A 20,426-nucleotide genomic window follows, 5' to 3' on the forward strand; every position below is an offset into this window, starting at 1 on the left:
TTTGCTAGCGACGCTTCCCGTTAGCATGGACATCCGCACCGATCAAGGCCATTTGGGGAAGGTGTCATGACTGCGAACGTCGACGGAGTGCCCGGTAAATTCGCGACACTCGGGCTGACCTACGACGACGTGCTGCTGCTGCCGGGCGCATCCGAGGTGCTCCCCAACGCGGTCGACACCTCGTCCCGCATCTCCCGCAACGTCCGGGTGAACATCCCGCTGCTGTCGGCCGCGATGGACAAGGTGACCGAGTCCCGCATGGCGATCGCGATGGCCCGGCTGGGCGGCGTCGGCGTCCTGCACCGCAACCTCTCCATCGAGGACCAGGCCAACCAGGTCGACCTGGTCAAGCGGTCGGAGTCCGGCATGGTCACCGACCCGATCACGGTGCACCCGGAGGCCACGCTCGCCGAGGCGGACGCCCTGTGCGCGAAGTTCCGCATCAGCGGCGTCCCGGTCACCGATCCGGCCGGCAAGCTCCTCGGCATCGTGACCAACCGGGACATGGCCTTCGAGAGCGACCGCACCCGGCGCGTGCACGAGGTCATGACCCCGATGCCGCTGGTCACCGGGAAGGTGGGCATCTCCGGCCCCGAGGCCATGGAGCTGCTGCGCAAGCACAAGATCGAGAAGCTGCCGCTGGTGGACGACGAGGGCGTCCTCAAGGGCCTGATCACGGTCAAGGACTTCGTCAAGGCCGAGAAGTACCCCAACGCCGCGAAGGACGCCGAGGGCCGGCTGCTCGTCGGTGCCGCGGTCGGCGCCAGCCCGGAGGCGCTGGAGCGCGCCCAGGCGCTCGCCGCCGCCGGTGTGGACTTCCTGGTCGTCGACACCTCGCACGGCCACAACAGCAACGCCCTGAGCTGGATGTCGAAGATCAAGTCGAGCGTCGACGTCGACGTGGTCGGCGGCAACGTCGCCACGCGTGACGGCGCCCAGGCGCTGATCGACGCCGGTGTGGACGGCATCAAGGTGGGCGTGGGCCCGGGCTCCATCTGCACCACCCGTGTCGTCGCCGGTATCGGTGTGCCGCAGGTCACCGCCATCTACGAGGCGTCCCTCGCGGCCCGTCCCGCCGGCGTCCCGCTGATCGGCGACGGCGGCCTGCAGTACTCCGGCGACATCGGCAAGGCGCTGGCCGCCGGCGCCGACACGGTGATGCTGGGCAGCCTCCTCGCGGGCTGTGAGGAGTCCCCGGGCGAACTGCTCTTCATCAACGGCAAGCAGTTCAAGTCGTACCGCGGCATGGGCTCGCTGGGCGCCATGCAGTCGCGCGGCCAGGGCAAGTCGTACTCGAAGGACCGCTACTTCCAGGCCGACGTCACCGCCGACGAGAAGCTCGTGCCCGAGGGCGTCGAGGGCCAGGTGCCCTACCGCGGTCCGCTCGCCAACGTGCTGCACCAGCTCGTCGGCGGCCTGCGCCAGACCATGGGCTACGTCGGCGCCGCCACCATCGAGGAGATGGAGTCCAAGGGCCGGTTCGTGCGGATCACCTCGGCGGGCCTGAAGGAGAGCCACCCGCACGACATCCAGATGACGGTCGAGGCGCCGAACTACAGCAACAAGAAGTAAGCACAGCGGCGGGAGGCGACGCCCCCGCGCGCGTGAGGCTCGCGCCACGGCGGTCCCGGAGCATCCGGGGCCGCCGTCGCCGTACCCGTCGGCGATACTGGAAGGCGCTGCAACGCATAGGGAAAGGCCACCAACGTGACTGAGATCGAGATCGGGCGCGGCAAGCGCGGCCGCCGGGCGTACGCCTTCGACGACATCGCCGTCGTCCCCAGCCGCCGTACGCGGGACCCGAAGGAGGTCTCGATCGCCTGGCAGATCGACGCCTACCGCTTCGAGCTGCCGTTCCTGGCCGCCCCGATGGACTCCGTGGTCTCCCCGGCCACCGCGATCCGCATCGGCGAGCTGGGCGGCCTCGGCGTGCTCAACCTGGAAGGGCTGTGGACGCGGTACGAGGACCCGCAGCCGCTGCTGGACGAGATCGCCGAGCTGCCCGCCGAGCAGGCGACCCGCCGGCTCCAGGAGATCTACGCGGCGCCGATCAAGGAGGAGCTGATCGGCGCCCGCATCAAGGAGGTGCGCGACTCCGGCGTGGTCACCGCCGCCGCGCTCTCCCCGCAGCGCACCGCCCAGTTCTCCAAGGCGGTCGTGGACGCGGGCGTGGACATCTTCGTCATCCGCGGTACGACGGTCTCGGCGGAGCACGTGTCGTCCTCGCACGAGCCGCTGAACCTGAAGCAGTTCATCTACGAGCTGGACGTCCCGGTGATCGTCGGCGGCTGCGCCACGTACACGGCGGCCCTGCACCTGATGCGCACGGGCGCCGCGGGTGTCCTCGTCGGCTTCGGCGGCGGCGCCGCGCACACCACGCGCAACGTGCTCGGCATCCAGGTCCCGATGGCCACGGCCGTCGCCGACGTGGCCGCGGCCCGCCGGGACTACATGGACGAGTCCGGCGGCCGGTACGTGCACGTGATCGCGGACGGCGGTGTCGGCTGGTCCGGCGACCTGCCCAAGGCGATCGCCTGCGGCGCCGACGCGGTGATGATGGGCTCCCCGCTGGCCCGGGGCACCGACGCGCCCGGAAAGGGCCACCACTGGGGCATGGAGGCGGTCAACGAGGAGCTGCCCCGCGGCAAGAAGGTCGACCTCGGCACGGTCGGCACGGTCGAGGAGATCCTCACCGGCCCGTCCCACACCCCGGACGGCTCGATGAACTTCTTCGGCGCCCTGCGCCGCGCCATGGCCACCACCGGCTACAGCGAGCTGAAGGAGTTCCAGCGGGTCGAGGTGACGGTGGCGGACAGCCAGCACCGTCGCTAGCCGCCGGAGCGGTCACCACGACGCCGGAAGGGCCGGTCATCCCCACCGGATGACCGGCCCTTCCGCATGCCCAGGCACGGTCGTGCGCCTGAATTCACAACCGGTGCGCCGCTCCCGTGGGGGTGGCGCCGCGTGTGTCCAGCAGCAGCTGGGCCTTCACCGAGAGGCCCTGCAGGTCGTACGTCCGGTGCTGCTGGAGCAGGATCGTGAGGTCGGCGTCGGCCGCGGCCTCGTACAGGGAGTCCGCGCGCGGCACGGGCCGGTCCAGGACGCTCCACTCGGGCACGTACGGGTCGTGGTAGCTGACGGCCGCGCCGAGGCCCATGAGCCGTACGGCGATCTCCTGGGCCGGGGTGCCCTGCTGGTCGGCGAGGTCGGGCTTGTAGGTGACGCCGAGGAGCAGCACACGGGCCCCGCGCGCGGACTTGCCGTGTTCGTTCAGGAGCGTGGCCGCGCGCTGGACGACGTACCGGGGCATCCGGTTGTTGACCTGCTGGGCCAGCTCGACCATGCGCAGGGTGCGGGTCGCGTGCCCGGTCAGGTCCAGCGGGACCCCGTGCCCGCCGACGCCCGGACCCGGCCGGAACGCCTGGAAGCCGAAGGGTTTGGTCTCCGCGCACCGGATGACGTCCCACAGGTCGACGCCCAGCTCGTGGCAGAGGACGGCCATCTCGTTGACGAGCGCGATGTTGACGTGCCGGTAGTTGGTCTCCAGCAGCTGCACGGTCTCCGCCTCGCGCAGCCCGCGCGCGCGTACCACCTTGTCGGTGAGCCGGCCGTAGAACGCGGCGGCCGACTCGGTGCAGGCGGGGGTGAGGCCGCCGATGACCTTGGGGGTGCTCGCGGGGATGTGGTCGCGGCTGCCGGGGTCGACCCGGCTGGGGGAGTAGGCGAGGTGGAAGTCGCGGCCGGCGCGCAGCCCCGAGCCGTCCTCCAGCAGCGGGCGCAGGAACTCCTCCGTGGTGCCGGGGAGCACCGGCGACTCCAGGATGACCGTGGTGTGCGGGCGCAGCCGCGCGGCCAGGGTGCGGGCGGCCGCCTCGACCTGACCGAGGTCGAGTCCGCCGTCGGCGCCGCGCGGGGTGGGCGCGCAGATCACCGCGGTGCGCACCCGGCCGAGCTGGGCGGGGTCGGTGACGGGGCGGAATCCGGCGGAGTGCATCCGGCGCAGCTCCGCGGGGCTGAGTGAGCCGGCCTCGGGGCCGGTGGCATAGCCGACGGTGGGGATACCGGAGGCGACGGCGGCCTGGGCGAGCGGCAGGCCGTAGGGACCGAGTCCGATGACGGCGAGGTCTGCGGGCATGGCGTGGGCCGTCCTTCCAGTAGCCGAAGCGGGACAGGTGCGCAACCGCTGTGGAGAAGACGAGCGAGTGCACTGTCAGACTAGGTACATATATGACCGTTATGCGTGATTGTGTTTGTGTGTCTTCCAAGGGTTGTGCGCAAGTTGTCCACAGGACGGGATCCCGTGGTGGCTGAAGTCGGGCAGCCCGGTCAGAATTTGGGCATGAGGAGGGGATGAACCGGGCTTCGCCCACCGGGTGCGGCCGACGCGAGCGAGTCTGCGACAGCGGGAGGCAGCGGTGAGGACAGCGACTCTGGGGCCGGCGCAGCGCGCCGGGGCACTGGCGGCGATGGCGGAGCGCGAGCTGGACGTGCTGGTGGTCGGCGGCGGAGTGGTGGGCGCGGGCACCGCGCTGGACGCCGTGACGCGCGGCCTGTCCACCGGCCTGGTCGAGGCCCGCGACTGGGCGTCCGGCACCTCCAGCCGGTCCAGCAAGCTGATACACGGCGGCCTGCGGTATCTGGAAATGCTCGACTTCGCCCTGGTCCGCGAGGCCCTCAAGGAGCGCGGTCTGCTGCTGGAGCGCCTCGCCCCGCACCTGGTCAAGCCGGTCCCGTTCCTCTACCCGCTCCAGCACAAGGGCTGGGAGCGGGTGTACGCGGGCTCGGGCGTCGCCCTGTACGACGCGATGTCCATGGCCCGCGGCCACGGCCGCGGCCTGCCCGTGCACCGCCACCTCACCCGCCGCCACGCCCTGCGCGTGGCCCCCTGCCTGAAGAAGGACGCCCTGGTCGGCGCCCTGCAGTACTACGACGCCCAGATGGACGACGCCCGCTTCGTCGCCACCCTGGTGCGCACGGCCGCGTCCTACGGCGCGAAGGTGGCCAACCGCGCGCGCGTGACCGGGTTCCTGCGCGAGGGGGAGCGGGTCGTCGGCGCCCGGGTGCAGGACGTGGAGGCCGGCGGGGAGTACGAGATCCACGCCCAGCAGGTCATCAACGCCACCGGTGTGTGGACCGACGACACGCAGGCCATGGTCGGCGAGCGCGGCCGGTTCCACGTCCGCGCCTCCAAGGGCATCCACCTGGTCGTGCCCAAGGACCGCGTCCACTCCACCACCGGTCTGATCCTGCGCACCGAGAAGTCCGTCCTGTTCGTCATCCCCTGGGGCCGGCACTGGATCATCGGCACCACCGACACCGACTGGGACCTGGACAAGGCCCACCCGGCCGCGTCCAGCGCCGACATCGACTACCTGCTGGAGCGCGTCAACTCGGTGCTGGCCGTGCCGCTCGGCCGCGACGACGTACAGGGGGTGTACGCGGGACTGCGCCCGCTGCTGGCCGGCGAGTCCGACGCCACCAGCAAGCTGTCCCGCGAGCACACGGTCGCCCACCCGGCGCCGGGACTGGTGGTCGTGGCGGGCGGCAAGTACACGACGTACCGGGTGATGGCCAAGGACGCCGTCGACGAGGCCGTGCACGGGCTCGACATGCGCGTGGCCGACTGCGTCACGGAGGAGACCCCGCTGCTCGGCGCGGAGGGCTACCAGGCGCTGTGGAACGCGCGAGCGCGGACGGCCGCGCGCACCGGACTGCACGTGGTCCGCGTGGAGCACCTGCTGAACCGGTACGGCTCGCTGGCCGAGGAGGTCCTGGACCTCATCGCCGCCGACCCCACGCTCGGCGAGCCGCTGCACGCCGCCGACGACTACCTGCGCGCCGAGGTGGTGTACGCCGCCTCGCACGAGGGCGCCCGGCACCTGGACGACGTCCTCACCCGCCGCACCCGCATCTCCATCGAGACCTTCGACCGCGGCACCCGCAGCGCCCGCGAGGCGGCCGAGCTGATGGCGCCCGTCCTCGGCTGGGACGAGGACCAGATCGCCCGCGAGGTCGAGCACTACGAGAAGCGGGTGGAGGCGGAACGGGAGTCCCAGGTCCAGCCGGACGACCAGACCGCGGACGCCGCGAGGCTGGGCGCGCCCGACATCGTGCCGCTGTAGCGGCGGCCGACGTTCACTCGAACGAGTGGCCGTTTCCGGGATCTCCGCTCGAATCGCGGCCGTTGTACCGGGTGAGAGGGGACAACTCGGAGGCGGGCGGCGCGGGTTCGAGGCGGGGGGCGCCGTCGCTGACGAGCCGCGACGGTGTCAGGGACACCGGTATGGACGGGACTGTCCGAAGCGTCGGCATGCCGGTTCCGCCCTTCTTACGACCCATCATCCCGGTAAGCGGAACACCTGCTTCAGGTGGGCTTCCGGGGCGGCGGGGGCGGGCCACGGCCCGGGGCACCCTGGGCGTCGGGCACTTGTCGGGTGAGGGACAATGGAGGCTCTGTCAGGGCGGGTTGTATGAGGGGACGCATGTCGGAGGCGGAGCGGGCGGGTACACCTCGTCAGGAGACTCGTCAGGACAAGAACGAGCGGCGTCTCCTCGCGGGGCGGTACCGGCTGGGAGACGTGCTGGGCCGTGGCGGTATGGGCACGGTCTGGCGCGCCGAGGACGAGACCCTGGGCCGGACGGTCGCCGTGAAGGAACTGCGGTTCCCGTCGAACATCGACGAGGAGGAGAAGCGGCGCCTGATCACGCGCACCCTGCGCGAGGCCAAGGCGATCGCCCGGATCCGCAACAACAGCGCGGTGACGGTCTTCGACGTGGTCGACGAGGACGACCGGCCCTGGATCGTCATGGAGCTGGTCGAGGGCAAGTCCCTCGCCGAGGTCATCCGCGAGGACGGCGTGCTGGAGCCCAGGCGCGCCGCCGAGGTGGGCCTCGCCGTCCTCGACGTGCTGCGTTCCGCGCACCGGGAGGGCATCCTGCACCGGGACGTGAAGCCGTCCAACGTGCTCATCGCCGAGGACGGCCGGGTCGTGCTCACCGACTTCGGCATCGCCCAGGTCGAGGGCGACCCGTCCATCACCTCCACCGGCATGCTCGTCGGCGCCCCCTCCTACATCTCCCCGGAGCGGGCCCGCGGCCACAAGCCGGGACCGGCGGCCGACCTCTGGTCCCTCGGCGGCCTGCTGTACGCGGCGGTCGAAGGCACCCCGCCCTACGACAAGGGTTCGGCGATCGCCACGCTCACCGCGGTGATGACCGAGTCCCTGGAGGAGCCGAAGAACGCCGGACCGCTGCGGGACGTCATCTACGGCCTGCTGACCAAGGACCCGGCCAAGCGGCTGGACGACGCCGGGGCCCGGGCCATGCTCAACGCCGTCATCCGGGCGCCCGAGCCCAAGCCGCTGGACGCCACGCAGGTGGTCCCGCTGCCCGCCCAGTCCGGCGGGCCCGCGGGCAAGCGGGGCGAGGAGGGCGGCGAGAAGCTGCGCGGCGCCCTGCGGTCGGTCCGCAAGGCGGCCGGGGCGGCCGGGGCGGCGGCCGCGCGGACCAAGAGCGCGGGCGAGCCGTCCGCGCCGGGGACGGGCGGCGCGGTGGGTGCCGGGGGCGCGGCTCCCGCTGGGACGCGGCCCGGGTTCTCCGCCGGGCCGGGGGCCGTACCCGCCGCGAGGCCGGGCGGTGCGGCGCCGGATGCCGCCGGCGTGCCGAACTCCAGCACGGACAAGCAGGGTTCCGGCTGGCCCGTGGTGCCGCCGCCGGACCTGGACCTGCCGACGCGGCCGGTGCCGCGGGCCCCGCTGACCGACGTGGTGTCGAAGCGGACGCTGCTGATCATCGCCGTGGTGGTCGTGCTCGCCGTGCTCGGGACCGTGCTGGCCTTCGCCCTGGGCGGCGACGACGGCAAGGACGACAAGAGCGGCGGGGCCAGGGCCGCGGCCAGTCCCGGCGCGTCCGCCGGGCGGGACAAGGGCACGGGCGGCGGCACGGCCACCGGGCCCCGGACGGACGGGGCGGGTTCGGCCTCCGCGAGCACCGGGCCGACGACGGGCACCGGGGCGAGCCCGTCCGCCGGCTCCGACACCGGTTCCGGCTCCTCCGACGACGACTCCTCCGACGACGCCTCCGGGTCGAAGAAGGAGGACGGGAGCGCTCCGGTGGTCTCCACCCGCAAGGGCGGCCAGGGGTACTCGATCGGGCTGCCCAAGGGGTGGAAGGACCAGTCCAGCGGGGCGGCCGGTGACCGCTACACCGGGCCCGACGGGCAGAAGCTGCTCGTCGCCTGGACCAGCACGCCCAAGGACGACCCGGTGGCCGACTGGAAGAACCAGGAGGGCTCCATGGTGCGCTCCCAGTACCACAAGATCCGCATCGAGAAGGTGGACTACCACGACTGGAACACCGCCGACTGGGAGTTCACCTATGTCGAGGGCGGCACCGGGTACCGCACGATCGACCGGGGGTTCGTGGTGAACGACCACCTCGGTTACGCGCTGATGTACACCGCGAAGGGCGCCGACTGGCACGGCGAACTGCGCAAGGACACCTGGAAGACGTTGACGAGGTCCTTCGAACCCAAGTCATAGGCGCCGTGCGCCGGTTTGGTACGTGAGAATCCGTCATCCTCTCAATGCGGGTTGCCTCCGGCACGTATCGTGAAGGGTCGCGGACCGTACGCGGCCGGACGCGTGTACGAAACGGGCCGCGGGGCGAACGGATGTGACCAACCGGGCGGCCGGGGGAGACAAAGTGGACGACTACGCGGGTCGGGTGCTCGCCGACCGCTACCGCCTGCCACTGCCGCCGTCCGACGAGTACGAACTCACCGAGACCCGCGCCTTCGACACCTACAGCGGTCAGGAAGTCCTCGTCCGGCAGGTGCCGTTGCCGGAGGTCGTCGAGGCCGAGGTGCTCGACGCGGAGGGGCTGCCCGCCGGGTTCACCGCACGGGAGCGCGCGTCCCGCCGGGCGCCGGAGGCGAGGACCGCCACCCGGCGGCCCGCCGATCCGGCGGTGCGGCGCGCCGTCGAGGCCGCGCAGGCGGCGGCCGGCATCCCCGACCACCCCCGGCTGGACCAGGTCTTCGACGTGTTCGCCGAGGGCGGGTCCCTGTGGATCGTCAGCGAGCTGGTGAACGCGCGTCCGCTGGCCGCCCTGCTCACCGAGCGGCCGCTGACGCCGTACCGGGCGGCCGAGGTCGCCTCCGACGTGCTCATGGCGCTCCGGGTGCTGCACGCCCACGGCTGGGTGCACCGCAACATCACCGTCCGCACGGTCCTCGTCTGCGAAGACGGCCGCGTGATGCTGACGGGTCTCGCGGCCGGCGCGGCGGAGGAGGCGCTGTGCGGATACGACCCCGTGCCGGCCCCCGAGGACGAGGACGGCGACACGGGGGAGGGGTTCGGCGCCGAGCAGGGCTCCGTCGGCGGAGCGACCAGGGGCGTTGGCCCCGGCACGGGAGGCGGCGAGGTCTCCGCGGGATCCGGGGGCCGCGGTGGCGGGGCGGGCGCGGGACCGGCCGGGGACGTCGATCCCGAGGCCGCGCGGCGGGCCGCCATCCAGGCGCGGGCGGCCGGAGGGCTCCCGGCGCCGGGGGCGAGCGGCGCCTCCGGCGCGGTGGGTCAGCCGGCGCTGGAGAGCGGTGCCGACATCCGGGCCGCCCGGGCCGGGGCCATCGCCGCGTACCGGGCGGGCGCCCGGGCCGCCGCCCGGGTGCACGAGGCGCAGCAGGGCGAACACGCGGCCCTGCCGGGCGCACGGCCACCCGCCGACGACACCGGCACCGGCGCGGCACCGTCGTACCCCTCCGGCGCGTCCGGCGAGGGCACCGGCACCACGGTGCCGCCCGGCCGGATAGCCGACCCCTACGGGGTGCGCGGCGCCCCCTGGCACGGCGCCGCACCGCGCCCCCTTCCCGGCGGCACACCCCCGACCCCGGAGGGCGGGGCCCACCGACCGGGCCTGCCACCGGCGGACCCCGCCACCGGGCAGGCGTCCGTGCCGGGCCAGGGCTCCGGGCCCGGGCGGCAGGCGCCGGCGTCGGGCCGAAGCCACGGTCCGGGACATGCGTCCGTGCCCGGTGGTGAGCACGGCCGGCAGGCGCGGGGGGTGACCGAGCCCGGTTACGCGGGTGCCACCCCGCCGTACTCCGCACTCGAACCCGCACCCGCGTCCGGCACCGCCCCCGCGCACGGCGGTGTCCCCGCAGCCGCCTCCGGCGCCGGTCGCTCCGGGGCGCAGGGCGGTGGCTGGGACCAGCCCGGCGGTGTGCGCCGCGGGCCCGGGACCGCGCTCGCCGCCGAGCGGGCGCGGCAGGTGCGGATGACCGTGGTGGGGCCGGTGACCGAGCGCTGGGCACCGGAGCAGGCCGGGCCCGTGCACGAGAACTGGCAGCTGGCGGCGCCCATCGGCCCGGCCACCGATCTGTGGGCGCTGGGCGCGCTGCTGTTCCGTGCCGTGCAGGGGCACGCGCCGTACCCGGAGGAGTCCACGGCCGAGCTGGTGCAGCTGGTGTGCGCCGAGCCGCCCGCCTTCGCCGAGGAGTGCGGGCCGCTGCGGCCGGTCGTGGAGTCGTTGCTGCGCCAGGACCCCACCGAGCGGCCGGACGTCGAGGAGCTGAGCGGCTGGCTGCGGTCGCTGGTGCGGTCCGCGCCCGAGCCGGACGCCGGCGCCCATGTCGTCCCCACGCCGCCCGCCGACCCGAGCCGGCTGCCGATCGTCCGGCGCCGTGGCGAGCTGGTGCGCCGGCGGCGCGCCGGGCTGCCCGCCAACCATCCGCACGGCCGGCACAAGCGGGCCCGGGACGGCGCGGGTTCGCCGCGCAGCCTCGGCCGGACCCTGCTCCTGCTGATCCTGCTCCTGCTGGCCGGTGCGATCGCCTACGCGATGCTCTTCATGCCGAAACAGGGTGAGAGCGGCGCGGCGGGCGGCGACCGCACCGGCGGCACCGGGCAGACCGGTCCCGCGCCCTCGCACACCCCGAGCCCCTCCGCCGGGCAGAGCACCCCGGGCGGCGACGCCTCCGCCTCCGCGCCCGCGACCGAGACACAGACGGGCGGGGACCCCGCCGTCCCCGACGGGTTCACCCTGCGCAAGGACCCGGACGGCTTCAAGGTCGCCGTCGCCAAGGGCTGGGCGCGCACCCCGAAGAACGGCAGCGGCCAAGTGGTCTACGCGCACGGGAACTTCGAGCTGATCGTCGTACCGGGACGGGACGGGACCTCCGCGTACGGCAGCGATCCGATGGTCTATCAGCGGGACAAGGAGCGCGAACTGCAGCCGTACCGCGACTCCAGCTGGGCCACGGCCACCGGGCTGCGGACCATCGAGGTGGGTGGACGGACCATGGCCGAGGGGCAGTTCACCTGGACCGACGGGCAGGGCCGGGACCTGTTCGTGCGGAACATGGCGCTGTTGCTCAACGGCCGTTACCACGTCGTCCAGGTGCGCGGTCCGGAGGCGCAGCGGGACGAGGTGACGCGCCTGTACGAGCAGGCTACCGCGACGTATCGCTACACCGGTTGAGCAGCGCGTGCCCGGGGCCGTGCGGTGCCGGTGCGGTTCCCTCTCTCGCGCGGAAATGACCATCGTCACAGTGCGGTGTCCTTGGCACCCCGCTGGTTCCCTGGGGGCAGGCCGGTCCTTAGTCTGACCCTGTCAAGAGCATTGCGGGGCAACGTGAATCAGATGCAGGGCCTGCTCATAGCGGGCCGCTACCGGCTCGCCGACTCCATCGGCAGCGGCGGCATGGGCCGGGTGTGGCGTGCCCACGACGAGGTGCTGCACCGGAAGGTCGCCGTCAAGGAGTTGACCGCCGCGCTCTACGTCTCCGACAGCGACCGGGGCGTGCTGCTCGCCCGGACCAGGGCCGAGGCCCGGGCCGCCGCGCGGATCAACCACTCGGCCGTCGTCACCGTGCACGACGTCCTGGAACACGACGGCCGCCCGTGGATCGTGATGGAGCTGGTCGAGGGCGCCTCGCTGGCCGACACGGTCAAGGAGCGGGGGCGCGTGGAGCCGGCGGAGACCGCGCGGATCGGGCTGTGGGTGCTGCGGGCGCTGCGCGCCGCGCACTCCGCCGGGGTCCTGCACCGGGACGTCAAGCCCGGCAACGTCCTCCTCGGCGCGGACGGCCGGGTCCTGCTCACCGACTTCGGCATCGCCCAGATCGAGGGCGACACCACCATCACCCGCACCGGGGAGGTCGTCGGCTCGGTCGACTACCTGGCCCCCGAGCGGGTGCGCGGCCACGACCCCGGTCCGGCCTCCGACCTGTGGGCGCTCGGCGCCACGCTGTACACGGCGGTCGAGGGGCGTTCGCCGTTCCGGCGGACCTCGCCGCTGAGCACCATGCAGGCGGTCGTCGAGGAGGAGGCGGACGAGCCGCGCCACGCCGGTGTGCTCACCCCGGTCATCGCCGCGCTGCTGCGCAAGGACCCGGCCCGGCGGCCCGGCGCGGACGAGGCCGAGCAGATGCTCGCCGAGGCGGCGGAGAACCGCCGGCCGCGCGCCGCGCAGGCGTTCGTCCCGACCCAGGGCTCGGGCTTCCCCACAGCCACCGGCCGCCACCAGAACCCGGGCACGCCCCCGCCCCCCGGCCACGGCGCCGGCACGACGGGCGGCTACGGCTCGGGCACGTCGGGCGGCGGCTACGGCTCCGGGACCCCGGCTTCCGGCTACGGTCCGGGCGCCCCGGGTGAGGGCTACGGTCCGGACCCCTCCGCCCAGGGCTACGGCGCGAACTCTTCCGGCCAGGGTCACCGCACCGGCGGCCCGACGGCCGCGTACGGTTCCGGTTCCGCCGGCACCCCGTACCGTTCCGGGTCCGCCACCTCCCCGTACGAGCACGCGCCCGTCCGGCCCCGCCGGCGGCTGCGCACCCTCGCGGTGGTCGTCGCGCTGGCCGCGGTGCTCGGCGGTGCCGGGGCGGTGGCGATCCAGCACTGGGGCGGGCAGGACACCGGCTCCGGCGGAGAGGTGAGCCCGGCGCCCGCCGAGAGCGACACGGCCGCGGCCGACGGCGCGATACCCGACGGCTGGACGACGTACCACGACCCGCTGGGCTTCAGCCTCTCCCTGCCCAAGGGCTGGAAGCGCAAGGTGTACGGCATCCAGGGCGACCTCAAGCAGATCGACTACACGCCCGACGACGGCAAGCACTTCGTCCGCATCGCCATAGACGGCTCACCGGACTTCGCCGACCCCCTCTCCCACCAGCAGGACCTGGAGCAGCAGCTCCAGCGGCTGGTCGACTACCGGCGCGTCACGATGAAGGAGAACGTCTACCGCGACCGCAAGGGCGCCCGGTGGGAGTACACCTGGACCGCGCTGAAGAAGGACCCGCCGTACGTGCCCGGGCCGCGGCACGCGGTCGAGGAGACGTACTTCTCCCGCCAGGGCACCGAGTACGCCCTCTACATGTCCTCGCCGGCCGTGGACTGGGCCACGACCAGCGAGCAGTTCACCTGGGTGCTGCGCGGCTGGCAGCAGCCGGACGAGGGCTGAACCGGCCCCGGCGGTCGCCGAGTCGGCCGAAAATGGCAGGCTGACCGGTGTGTCTTGGCCGGTCGGTAGCCCGGGGGGCACGGGTCCCGTGCGGCATGATGGGCCCATGGGGACCGAGGGAGCCGGCTTCCGGCTGATCGCGGGCCGTTACCGCCTGGAGGAACGCGTCGGGCGCGGCGGCATGGGCGTCGTGTGGCGGGCGAGCGACCAGGTGCTGGGCCGTCAGGTGGCGGTCAAGGAACTCCTGCCCGACGACGCGCTCCCGGACGACGACGCGCGCCGCCGCCGGGACCGTACGCTCCGCGAGGCCCGCGCGGTCTGCCAGTTACGCCACCCGCACATCATCGTCGTGCACGACGTGGTGGAGCAGGACGAACGGCCCTACCTCGTCATGGAGTTGGTCGACGGCGGTTCGCTCGCCGACCGGATCGACCGGCACGGTCCGGTCGACGCCTCCGAGGCCGCGCGGATCGGCATCGCCCTGCTGAGCGCGGTGCGCACCGCGCACGAGGCGGGGGTGCTGCACCGGGACATCAAACCCGCGAACGTACTGATCGAGTCGGGCACCGACCGGGTCGTCCTCACCGACTTCGGCATCGCGCAGGTCGAGGGCGCCACCACGCTCACCGAGACCGGCTCGTTCGTCGGCTCGCCCGAGTACACCGCGCCGGAGCGGATGTCCGGGCTGCGCACCGGGCCGGAGTCCGATCTGTGGTCGCTGGGCGCGCTGCTGTGCACGGTGCTGAGCGGCGAGTCGCCGTTCCGGCGCGACTCGCTCGGCGGCATCCTGCACGCCGTCGTCTCCGACGACATCCGCCCGCCTGCCGAGGCGGAGCCGCTGCTGCCGGTCGTGCTGGGGCTGCTGGAGCGCGACCCGGACCGGCGGCTGGGCGCGGCGGACGCCGAGCGGATGCTGTGGACGTACCTTCAGACCGGCCGGACGCCGCCCGCGCCGGGCGATCCGGGCCCGGCGGGTGCGCACGGCGGCGGGCTCATCCACCGGATCGGCGGCAGCCTCACGCCGAAGTCCCCGGCACCGAACCCGCCGGCGCAGCGGGACCTGCCCCACGGCGGACCGCCCGCGGCCGGCCCGGCCCGGCCGTCGCCGGAACCGCCCCCGGCGCGTTCCTCCCCGCGCGGCACGCTGGTCGCGGCCCTGCTCGTCGCCGCGCTGGCCGGGGCCGGCGTGTCGGCCGCGGCGCTGCTGCTGCACGGGAGCGGGGACGGGGGCGGCGGCACGCCGGGCGGTACCGCGACGAGCCCGGCGACCGGGACCGGCACGAAAGGCACGACGGCATCCCCGTCACCGACCGGGAAGGGCACGGGGGGTACGGCCGGTTCCCCGTCGCCGACCGGGACCGCACCGGCACCGCCGCCCAAGCCCAGCGCCGACTCGCGCACCGCGCCCTCCGGTTACCGCACGGCCCGTGACCCGGCCGGCTTCTCCCTCGCCGTACCGGAGGACTTCACCCGCAGCCCGGAGGGCACCCGCGTCTTCTACCTCTCGCCGGGCGGGGCCTTCCGGCTGGGCATCCGGGTCGGCGGGCCCCAGCCGGGCGGCCCCGAGGCGGCGATGAACCGCTCCGCCGCCGACGGCCCCTCCACCAACCCCGGCTACCACGACGGACGGGTCGTCCGGATGACGCACCACGGGCACCCGGCCGCGCTCTGGGAGTTCAGCTGGGACGGCTTCAGCGCGGCGGAGGGCCCGCGCCACACCTACGACCTGTGCTGGGAGGAGAACGGCCGGCTGTACGACGTGTGGGTGTCGGCGCCGGTCGGGCAGGTGCACGAGGCGCGCGAGTACTTCGACGTGGCGGTCGACACGTTCTCGGCCACGGGGGTGTGACCGGCTCGCCGGCGGCGCGCGGCCCGTGGACCGGCTGGTCCACGAGGACGGCGTCGCGCCCGTGCACCGGGCCGGGCGGGCGGTGGTCCGGTAGGGCACCTGCCGGATCGGCGAGCACCTCGTGCGGGAGGCCGCCCCCGGGCACACGCCCCTCAGCTGTCCTGTGGGCCGGGGCGTGCGGCGCGGACCCGGCAGCGGGTACCGCAACGGGCGGCGCGGGAGCGGGCGTTGGCCGTACCGGCGCACTCCTGCGCGAGGCCGCCCACGGCTTCAGCCCGCACCGGTGGGCCGTGTGACCGGCCGCCCCGGTTCCCGGGTCCCGTTTCCGGCCTCCCGCTTCGACAACGGCATGGTGCACACGGTACTCATGTGACATGACCGAAGACGGCGAACACCCGCCCGACGCACGGCTGATCGGCGGTCGCTACCGGCTGACCGGACGCCTCGGCTCCGGGCCGTCCGGGACCGTGTGGCGCGCCCGGGACGAACAGGGGGAGGCGCTGGTCGCCGTCAAGGAACCCCTCCTGCCCGGCGACCCGGCCGCCGACGAGGACAGCCGGCGCGTCGCGCACCGGCTCCACCACGAGGCCCGCGCCGCGACCCGGGTGCGGCACCCCTCGGCCGTGACGGTGTACGACGTCGTCACCGAGGACGGCGTCCCCTGGATCGTCATGGAGCTGGTGGCCGGCGAGTCCCTGCGGGAGGTGCTGCGCCGGGGCCCGCTCCCCGTGGAGGAGGCCGCGCGCGTCGGGCTCGCCGTGCTCGGCGCGCTGCGCGCCGCCCACGCCGTCGGGATCGTGCACCGGGACCTCAAACCGGCCAACGTGCTGCTGGAGACCGGGACCGGGCGGGTCGTCCTCACCGACTTCGGCATCGGCGACGGGCACGCGGAGAACGCGCCCGCCGGTTTCGTCGCACCCGAGCGGGCGGCGAGGCCCGGCGCCGGCCCGGCCTCCGACCTGTGGTCCCTGGGCGCCCTGCTCCGCGCCACCCTGGGCGACACGGACCCCGGGCCGCTGGGCCCGCTGCTGGACCGGCTGCACGCCGTGGAGCCGGCGGCCCGGCCGGACGCGGCGGAGACCGAGGCCGCGCTCCGCGACTGCCTGGGGCTCACCGCCGTACCGGAACCGGCGCGGGAACCCCGCCCGCCGGCCGCCGCCCCGGACCCCGATCCCGAGCCGGCACCCGAGGCCGCCCAGGCGCCCGAGCCCACGCCGGTCCCCGAGCCGGAGCCGGCGCCCCGCCGCACCCCCCTCACCGCCCTCGGTCTGCTCCTCGCGAGAAGGGGCGAGGTCGACTGATCCTGCGGTGCAGTGCCCCAACGCCCTGATCAGCGCATTCACTGCCAGTGATCACTGGCAGCGTGTGAGCAGTCGGTGAATCCCCGTTACCGACGGGTACACAAAGCCTCCGCCGCGGCATACCCTGCGCGTCATGACGGACACGCAGGCCCCGGACACCGCCGGTACCAACCCGCTCGCGCCCGCGCCCGAAGGCGCCCGCACCGCCGCCGACGTGGTCACGCCGGAGTTGGTGGCCCAGCTCACCAAGGGCGTCGCCGGCTCCGGCCGCACCGCCAACCACACCCCGTTCACCGGCGAGAAGCTGGCCGACCTGCCCGAGTCCACGCCGGAGGACGTCGGCAAGGCCTTCGAGGCGGCCCGCGCCGCCCAGGCCGTGTGGGCGAAGGTCCCGGTCCGGCAGCGGGCCGCCGTCCTGCTCCGCTTCCACGACCTGCTGCTGGAGCGGCAGGCGGAGGTCCTCGACCTGGTCCAGCTGGAGACCGGCAAGGCCCGGCTGCACGCGCACGAGGAGGTGCAGGCCGTCGCCGTCGCGGCCCGCCACTACGGCCGCCGGGCCGCCGCCTACCTGAAGCCCAAGCGGCACGCGGGCGCCGTGCCGACGCTGACCAAGGTCACCGAACTGCGCCACCCGCGCGGGGTGGTGGGCCAGATCGCCCCGTGGAACTACCCGCTGGAGCTGTCCGTCGGCGACGCGCTGCCCGCCTTCGCCGCCGGCAACGCCGTCGTGATGAAGCCGGACACCGAGACCTGCCTCACCGCGCTGTGGGCCCGGGACCTGCTCATCGAGGCCGGCCTGCCCGAGGGCGTCTTCCAGGTGGTCCTCGGCGAGGGGCCGGTCGTCGGCCCGGAACTGGTCAGGCGCGCCGACTACGTCTCCTTCACCGGCTCCACCCGCACCGGCCGCGAGGTCGCCGTCGGCGCCGCCTCCCGGCTGGTCGGCGTCTCCCTCGAACTCGGCGGCAAGAACGCCATGCTGGTGCTGGAGGACGCCGACATCGACAAGGCCGCCGCCGGAGCCGTACGCGCCTGCTTCTCCTCCGCCGGCCAGCTGTGCATCTCCATCGAGCGGCTGTACGTCCACGAGTCCGTCGCCGACGCCTTCCTGGAGCGGTTCGCCGCCCGCACCCGGGCCATGCGGCTCGGCACCTCCCTCGCCTACGGCGCCGACATGGGCTCGCTGGTCGGCGAACGCCAGTTGGAGACCGTGCGGCGGCACGTCGAGGAGGCCGTCGCGAAGGGCGCGAAGGTGATCGCCGGAGGGGTGGCCCGCCCCGACATCGGCCCCTACTTCTTCGAGCCCACCATCCTCGACGGCGTCGACAGCTCCATGGCCGTGTGCGAGGAGGAGACCTTCGGCCCGGTCGTCTCGGTCTACCGCTTCACGAGCGACGACGAGGCCGTCGAACGCGCCAACGCCACGCCGTACGGCCTGAACGCCTCCGTGTGGACGACCGACGCCCGCCGCGGCCGGGACGTCGCAGCCCGCCTGCGCACCGGCACGGTCAACGTCAACGAGGGCTACGCCCCGGCCTACGGCAGCGTCCAGTCCCCGATGGGCGGCATGAAGGACTCCGGCCTGGGCCGCCGCCACGGCTCCGAGGGCATCCTCAAGTACACGGAGGCCCAGACCGTCGCCCAGCAGCGGCTGCTGCCGATGGCGCCCTCGCTGGGGATGGACGACGAGTCCTACGCCCGCTTCATGAGCACGAGCCTGAAGCTGATGAAGGCATTCCGGTTCCGCTGACCGGCCCGGGGCGCGGGGAGCCGCGTCCGGCCACGAACGACCCGCAGCCGCAACTCGACGAGGAGTACACGTGCCGCAAGACGCCTACGACTACGACGTCCTGATCGTCGGCTCCGGCTTCGGCGGCTCGGTGTCCGCCCTCCGGCTCACCGAGAAGGGGTACAAGGTCGGGGTACTGGAAGCCGGACGCCGCTTCACCCGCGCCACCCTGCCGAAGAACTCCTGGGACCTGAGGAACTACCTCTGGGCCCCGGGGCTCGGCATGTTCGGCATCCAGCGCATCCACCTGCTGGGCAATGTGATGGTGCTGGCCGGCGCGGGCGTCGGCGGCGGCTCCCTCAACTACGCCAACACCCTCTACGTGCCGCCGCGGCCCTTCTTCGACGACCCCCAGTGGCGGCACATCACCGACTGGCAGGAGGAGCTGAAGCCGTACTACGACCAGGCCCGGCGCATGCTCGGCGTGCGGCTGAACCCCACCATGACCCCCTCCGACGTCCACCTGAAGGCGGCGGCCGAGCGGATGGGCGTCGGCGACACCTTCCACCTCGCCCCGGTGGGCGTGTTCTTCGGTGACGGCGAGGACGCCGACGGCAAGGCGAGGGCCCGGCCCGGCGAGCAGGTGAACGACCCGTACTTCGGCGGGGCCGGACCCGACCGCAAGGCCTGCACCGAGTGCGGCGAGTGCATGACCGGCTGCCGGCACGGCGCGAAGAACACCCTCAACGAGAACTACCTGTACCTCGCCGAGAAGGCCGGCGCGGTCGTGCACCCCATGACGACGGTCGTGTCGGTCACGGACGACTCGCGCGGCGGCTACGCGGTGGCGACCCTGCCGACGGACCGGAGGAAGAAGGGCGAGGGCCGGCTCTTCACCGCCCGCAAGGTGGTCCTCGCGGCCGGCACCTACGGCACCCAGACCCTGCTGCACCGCATGAGGGCCGGCGGTCAGCTGCCGTACCTCTCCGCCCGGCTCGGCGACCTGACCCGCACCAACTCCGAGGCCCTGGTCGGCGCCCAGACCGACAACCGGCGCTACCGCAGGGCCACCGGCGCGCCGCGTGCCGACTTCACGCGGGGCGTCGCCATCACGTCCTCGATCCACCCCGACGAGAACACCCACATCGAACCGGTCCGCTACGGCAAGGGCTCCAACTCGATGGGCGGCCTGTCCATCCTCCAGGTGCCCTACGCCGAGGGCTCCTCGCGCGTCCTCGCCTGGCTGGCGAACGCGGCCCGGCACCCGATGCTGGTCGCCCGTTCCCTGTCCAACCGGCGCTGGTCGGAGCGGACCATCATCGGCCTGGTCATGCAGTCCCTGGACAACTCGCTGACCACGTACCTGAAGCCCGGCGGCGTCGGCAAGGGCCTGCTCACCGCGCGGCAGGGGCACGGCGCGCCGAACCCCAAGCAGATCAGGGCCGCGACCGAGGCCGCCTCCGCGCTCGCCGCCGAGATCAACGGCTTCCCCGGCAGCAACGTCGGCGAGCTGATGGGCACCCCGCTCACCGCGCACTTCCTCGGCGGCTGCCCCATCGGCGACTCACCGGAGACGGGCGTGATCGACCCGTACCACCGGCTCTACGGCCACCCCGGCATCTCGGTCGTGGACGGCGCCGCGGTCTCGGCGAACCTGGGGGTGAACCCCTCGCTGACGATCACCGCGCAGGCCGAGCGGGCGATGTCGTTCTGGCCGAACAAGGGCGAGGAGGACCCGCGGCCGGCGCCCGGAGCGGCGTACGAGCGGCTGAAGCCGGTGGAGCCGCAGGCCCCGGTGGTCCCGGCGGACGCGTTCGGCGCACTGCGGCTGCCGTTCCTCGGGATGCCGGCGGTACCGCCGAAGAAGTGACCGGAAGGGCGGGGAGCGCCCCGCGGGAGTCGCCTTGACGGCACAGAGGGACCTGCATCCCCCTCCGAAGGCAGGTCCCTCTCACCGTTTTCTTGATCCGCACGTTTGATCGGCGGAAAGAGTGAAGGGTTGCTCCGGAGACCGGGGATTCTTATGTGATACGAGTCACAATGCGGAGTACGGGCATGACGAAGGGCCCCGCGGGACGGAGAGGCCGCGGGG

At 73.8% G+C, this 20,426-nt stretch carries 11 protein-coding genes; 10 read left to right on the top strand and 1 reads right to left on the bottom strand.

The features are described from left to right. Positions 1–66: 66 nt before the first annotated feature. Positions 67–1,572 carry an IMP dehydrogenase gene (gene guaB / locus AB0947_RS03625; protein ID WP_366748595.1) on the top strand — a complete coding sequence of 502 codons (1,506 nt, stop codon included), beginning with the start codon at positions 67–69 and terminating at the stop codon, positions 1,570–1,572. A gap of 135 nt (positions 1,573–1,707) precedes the next feature. After that, positions 1,708–2,832 (top strand): GuaB3 family IMP dehydrogenase-related protein, encoded by a 1,125-nt coding sequence (locus AB0947_RS03630; RefSeq protein WP_014674429.1) that lies wholly within the window; start codon positions 1,708–1,710, stop codon positions 2,830–2,832. A 94-nt stretch (positions 2,833–2,926) separates the two neighbouring features. On the opposite strand, the gene AB0947_RS03635 is transcribed toward AB0947_RS03630, so the two are convergent. After that, a complete protein-coding gene (locus AB0947_RS03635) occupies positions 2,927–4,135 on the bottom strand; it encodes a nucleotide sugar dehydrogenase (RefSeq protein WP_366748596.1) in 1,209 nt (402 codons plus the stop codon). 280 nt (positions 4,136–4,415) lie between these two features. On the opposite strand from AB0947_RS03635, the gene AB0947_RS03640 reads away from it, so the two are divergent. From AB0947_RS03640 to AB0947_RS03675, 8 genes are all read left to right on the top strand, one after another. Next, positions 4,416–6,122: a glycerol-3-phosphate dehydrogenase/oxidase gene (locus AB0947_RS03640; protein ID WP_366748597.1), complete on the top strand. Its 1,707-nt coding sequence runs from the start codon at positions 4,416–4,418 to the stop codon at positions 6,120–6,122. A 360-nt stretch (positions 6,123–6,482) separates the two neighbouring features. Then, a complete protein-coding gene (locus AB0947_RS03645; protein WP_366748598.1) occupies positions 6,483–8,540 on the top strand; it encodes a serine/threonine-protein kinase in 2,058 nt (685 codons plus the stop codon). Positions 8,541–8,703: 163 nt separating this feature from the next. Then, the gene (locus AB0947_RS03650) at positions 8,704–11,478 is read left to right on the top strand and encodes a protein kinase (RefSeq protein WP_366748599.1); all 2,775 of its coding nucleotides are present in this window, start codon (positions 8,704–8,706) and stop codon (positions 11,476–11,478) included. A gap of 162 nt (positions 11,479–11,640) precedes the next feature. Then, positions 11,641–13,458, top strand: a complete 1,818-nt coding sequence (locus AB0947_RS03655; protein ID WP_366748600.1) for a serine/threonine-protein kinase — start codon at positions 11,641–11,643, stop codon at positions 13,456–13,458. A 106-nt stretch (positions 13,459–13,564) separates the two neighbouring features. Beyond that, positions 13,565–15,307: a serine/threonine-protein kinase gene (locus tag AB0947_RS03660; protein ID WP_366748601.1), complete on the top strand. Its 1,743-nt coding sequence runs from the start codon at positions 13,565–13,567 to the stop codon at positions 15,305–15,307. A 374-nt stretch (positions 15,308–15,681) separates the two neighbouring features. Next, positions 15,682–16,608: a serine/threonine-protein kinase gene (locus AB0947_RS03665; RefSeq protein ID WP_366748602.1), complete on the top strand. Its 927-nt coding sequence runs from the start codon at positions 15,682–15,684 to the stop codon at positions 16,606–16,608. Positions 16,609–16,741: 133 nt separating this feature from the next. Next, entirely contained in the window at positions 16,742–18,355 is a 1,614-nt protein-coding gene (locus AB0947_RS03670) for a succinic semialdehyde dehydrogenase (protein WP_366748603.1), read from the top strand. 70 nt (positions 18,356–18,425) lie between these two features. Beyond that, the gene (locus AB0947_RS03675; protein ID WP_366748604.1) at positions 18,426–20,204 is read left to right on the top strand and encodes a GMC family oxidoreductase; all 1,779 of its coding nucleotides are present in this window, start codon (positions 18,426–18,428) and stop codon (positions 20,202–20,204) included. Positions 20,205–20,426 lie beyond the last annotated feature (222 nt).

Origin of the sequence: Streptomyces sp. NPDC047841 (genome assembly GCF_040704085.1) — a bacterium.
GTDB lineage: Bacteria > Actinomycetota > Actinomycetes > Streptomycetales > Streptomycetaceae > Streptomyces > Streptomyces argyrophylli.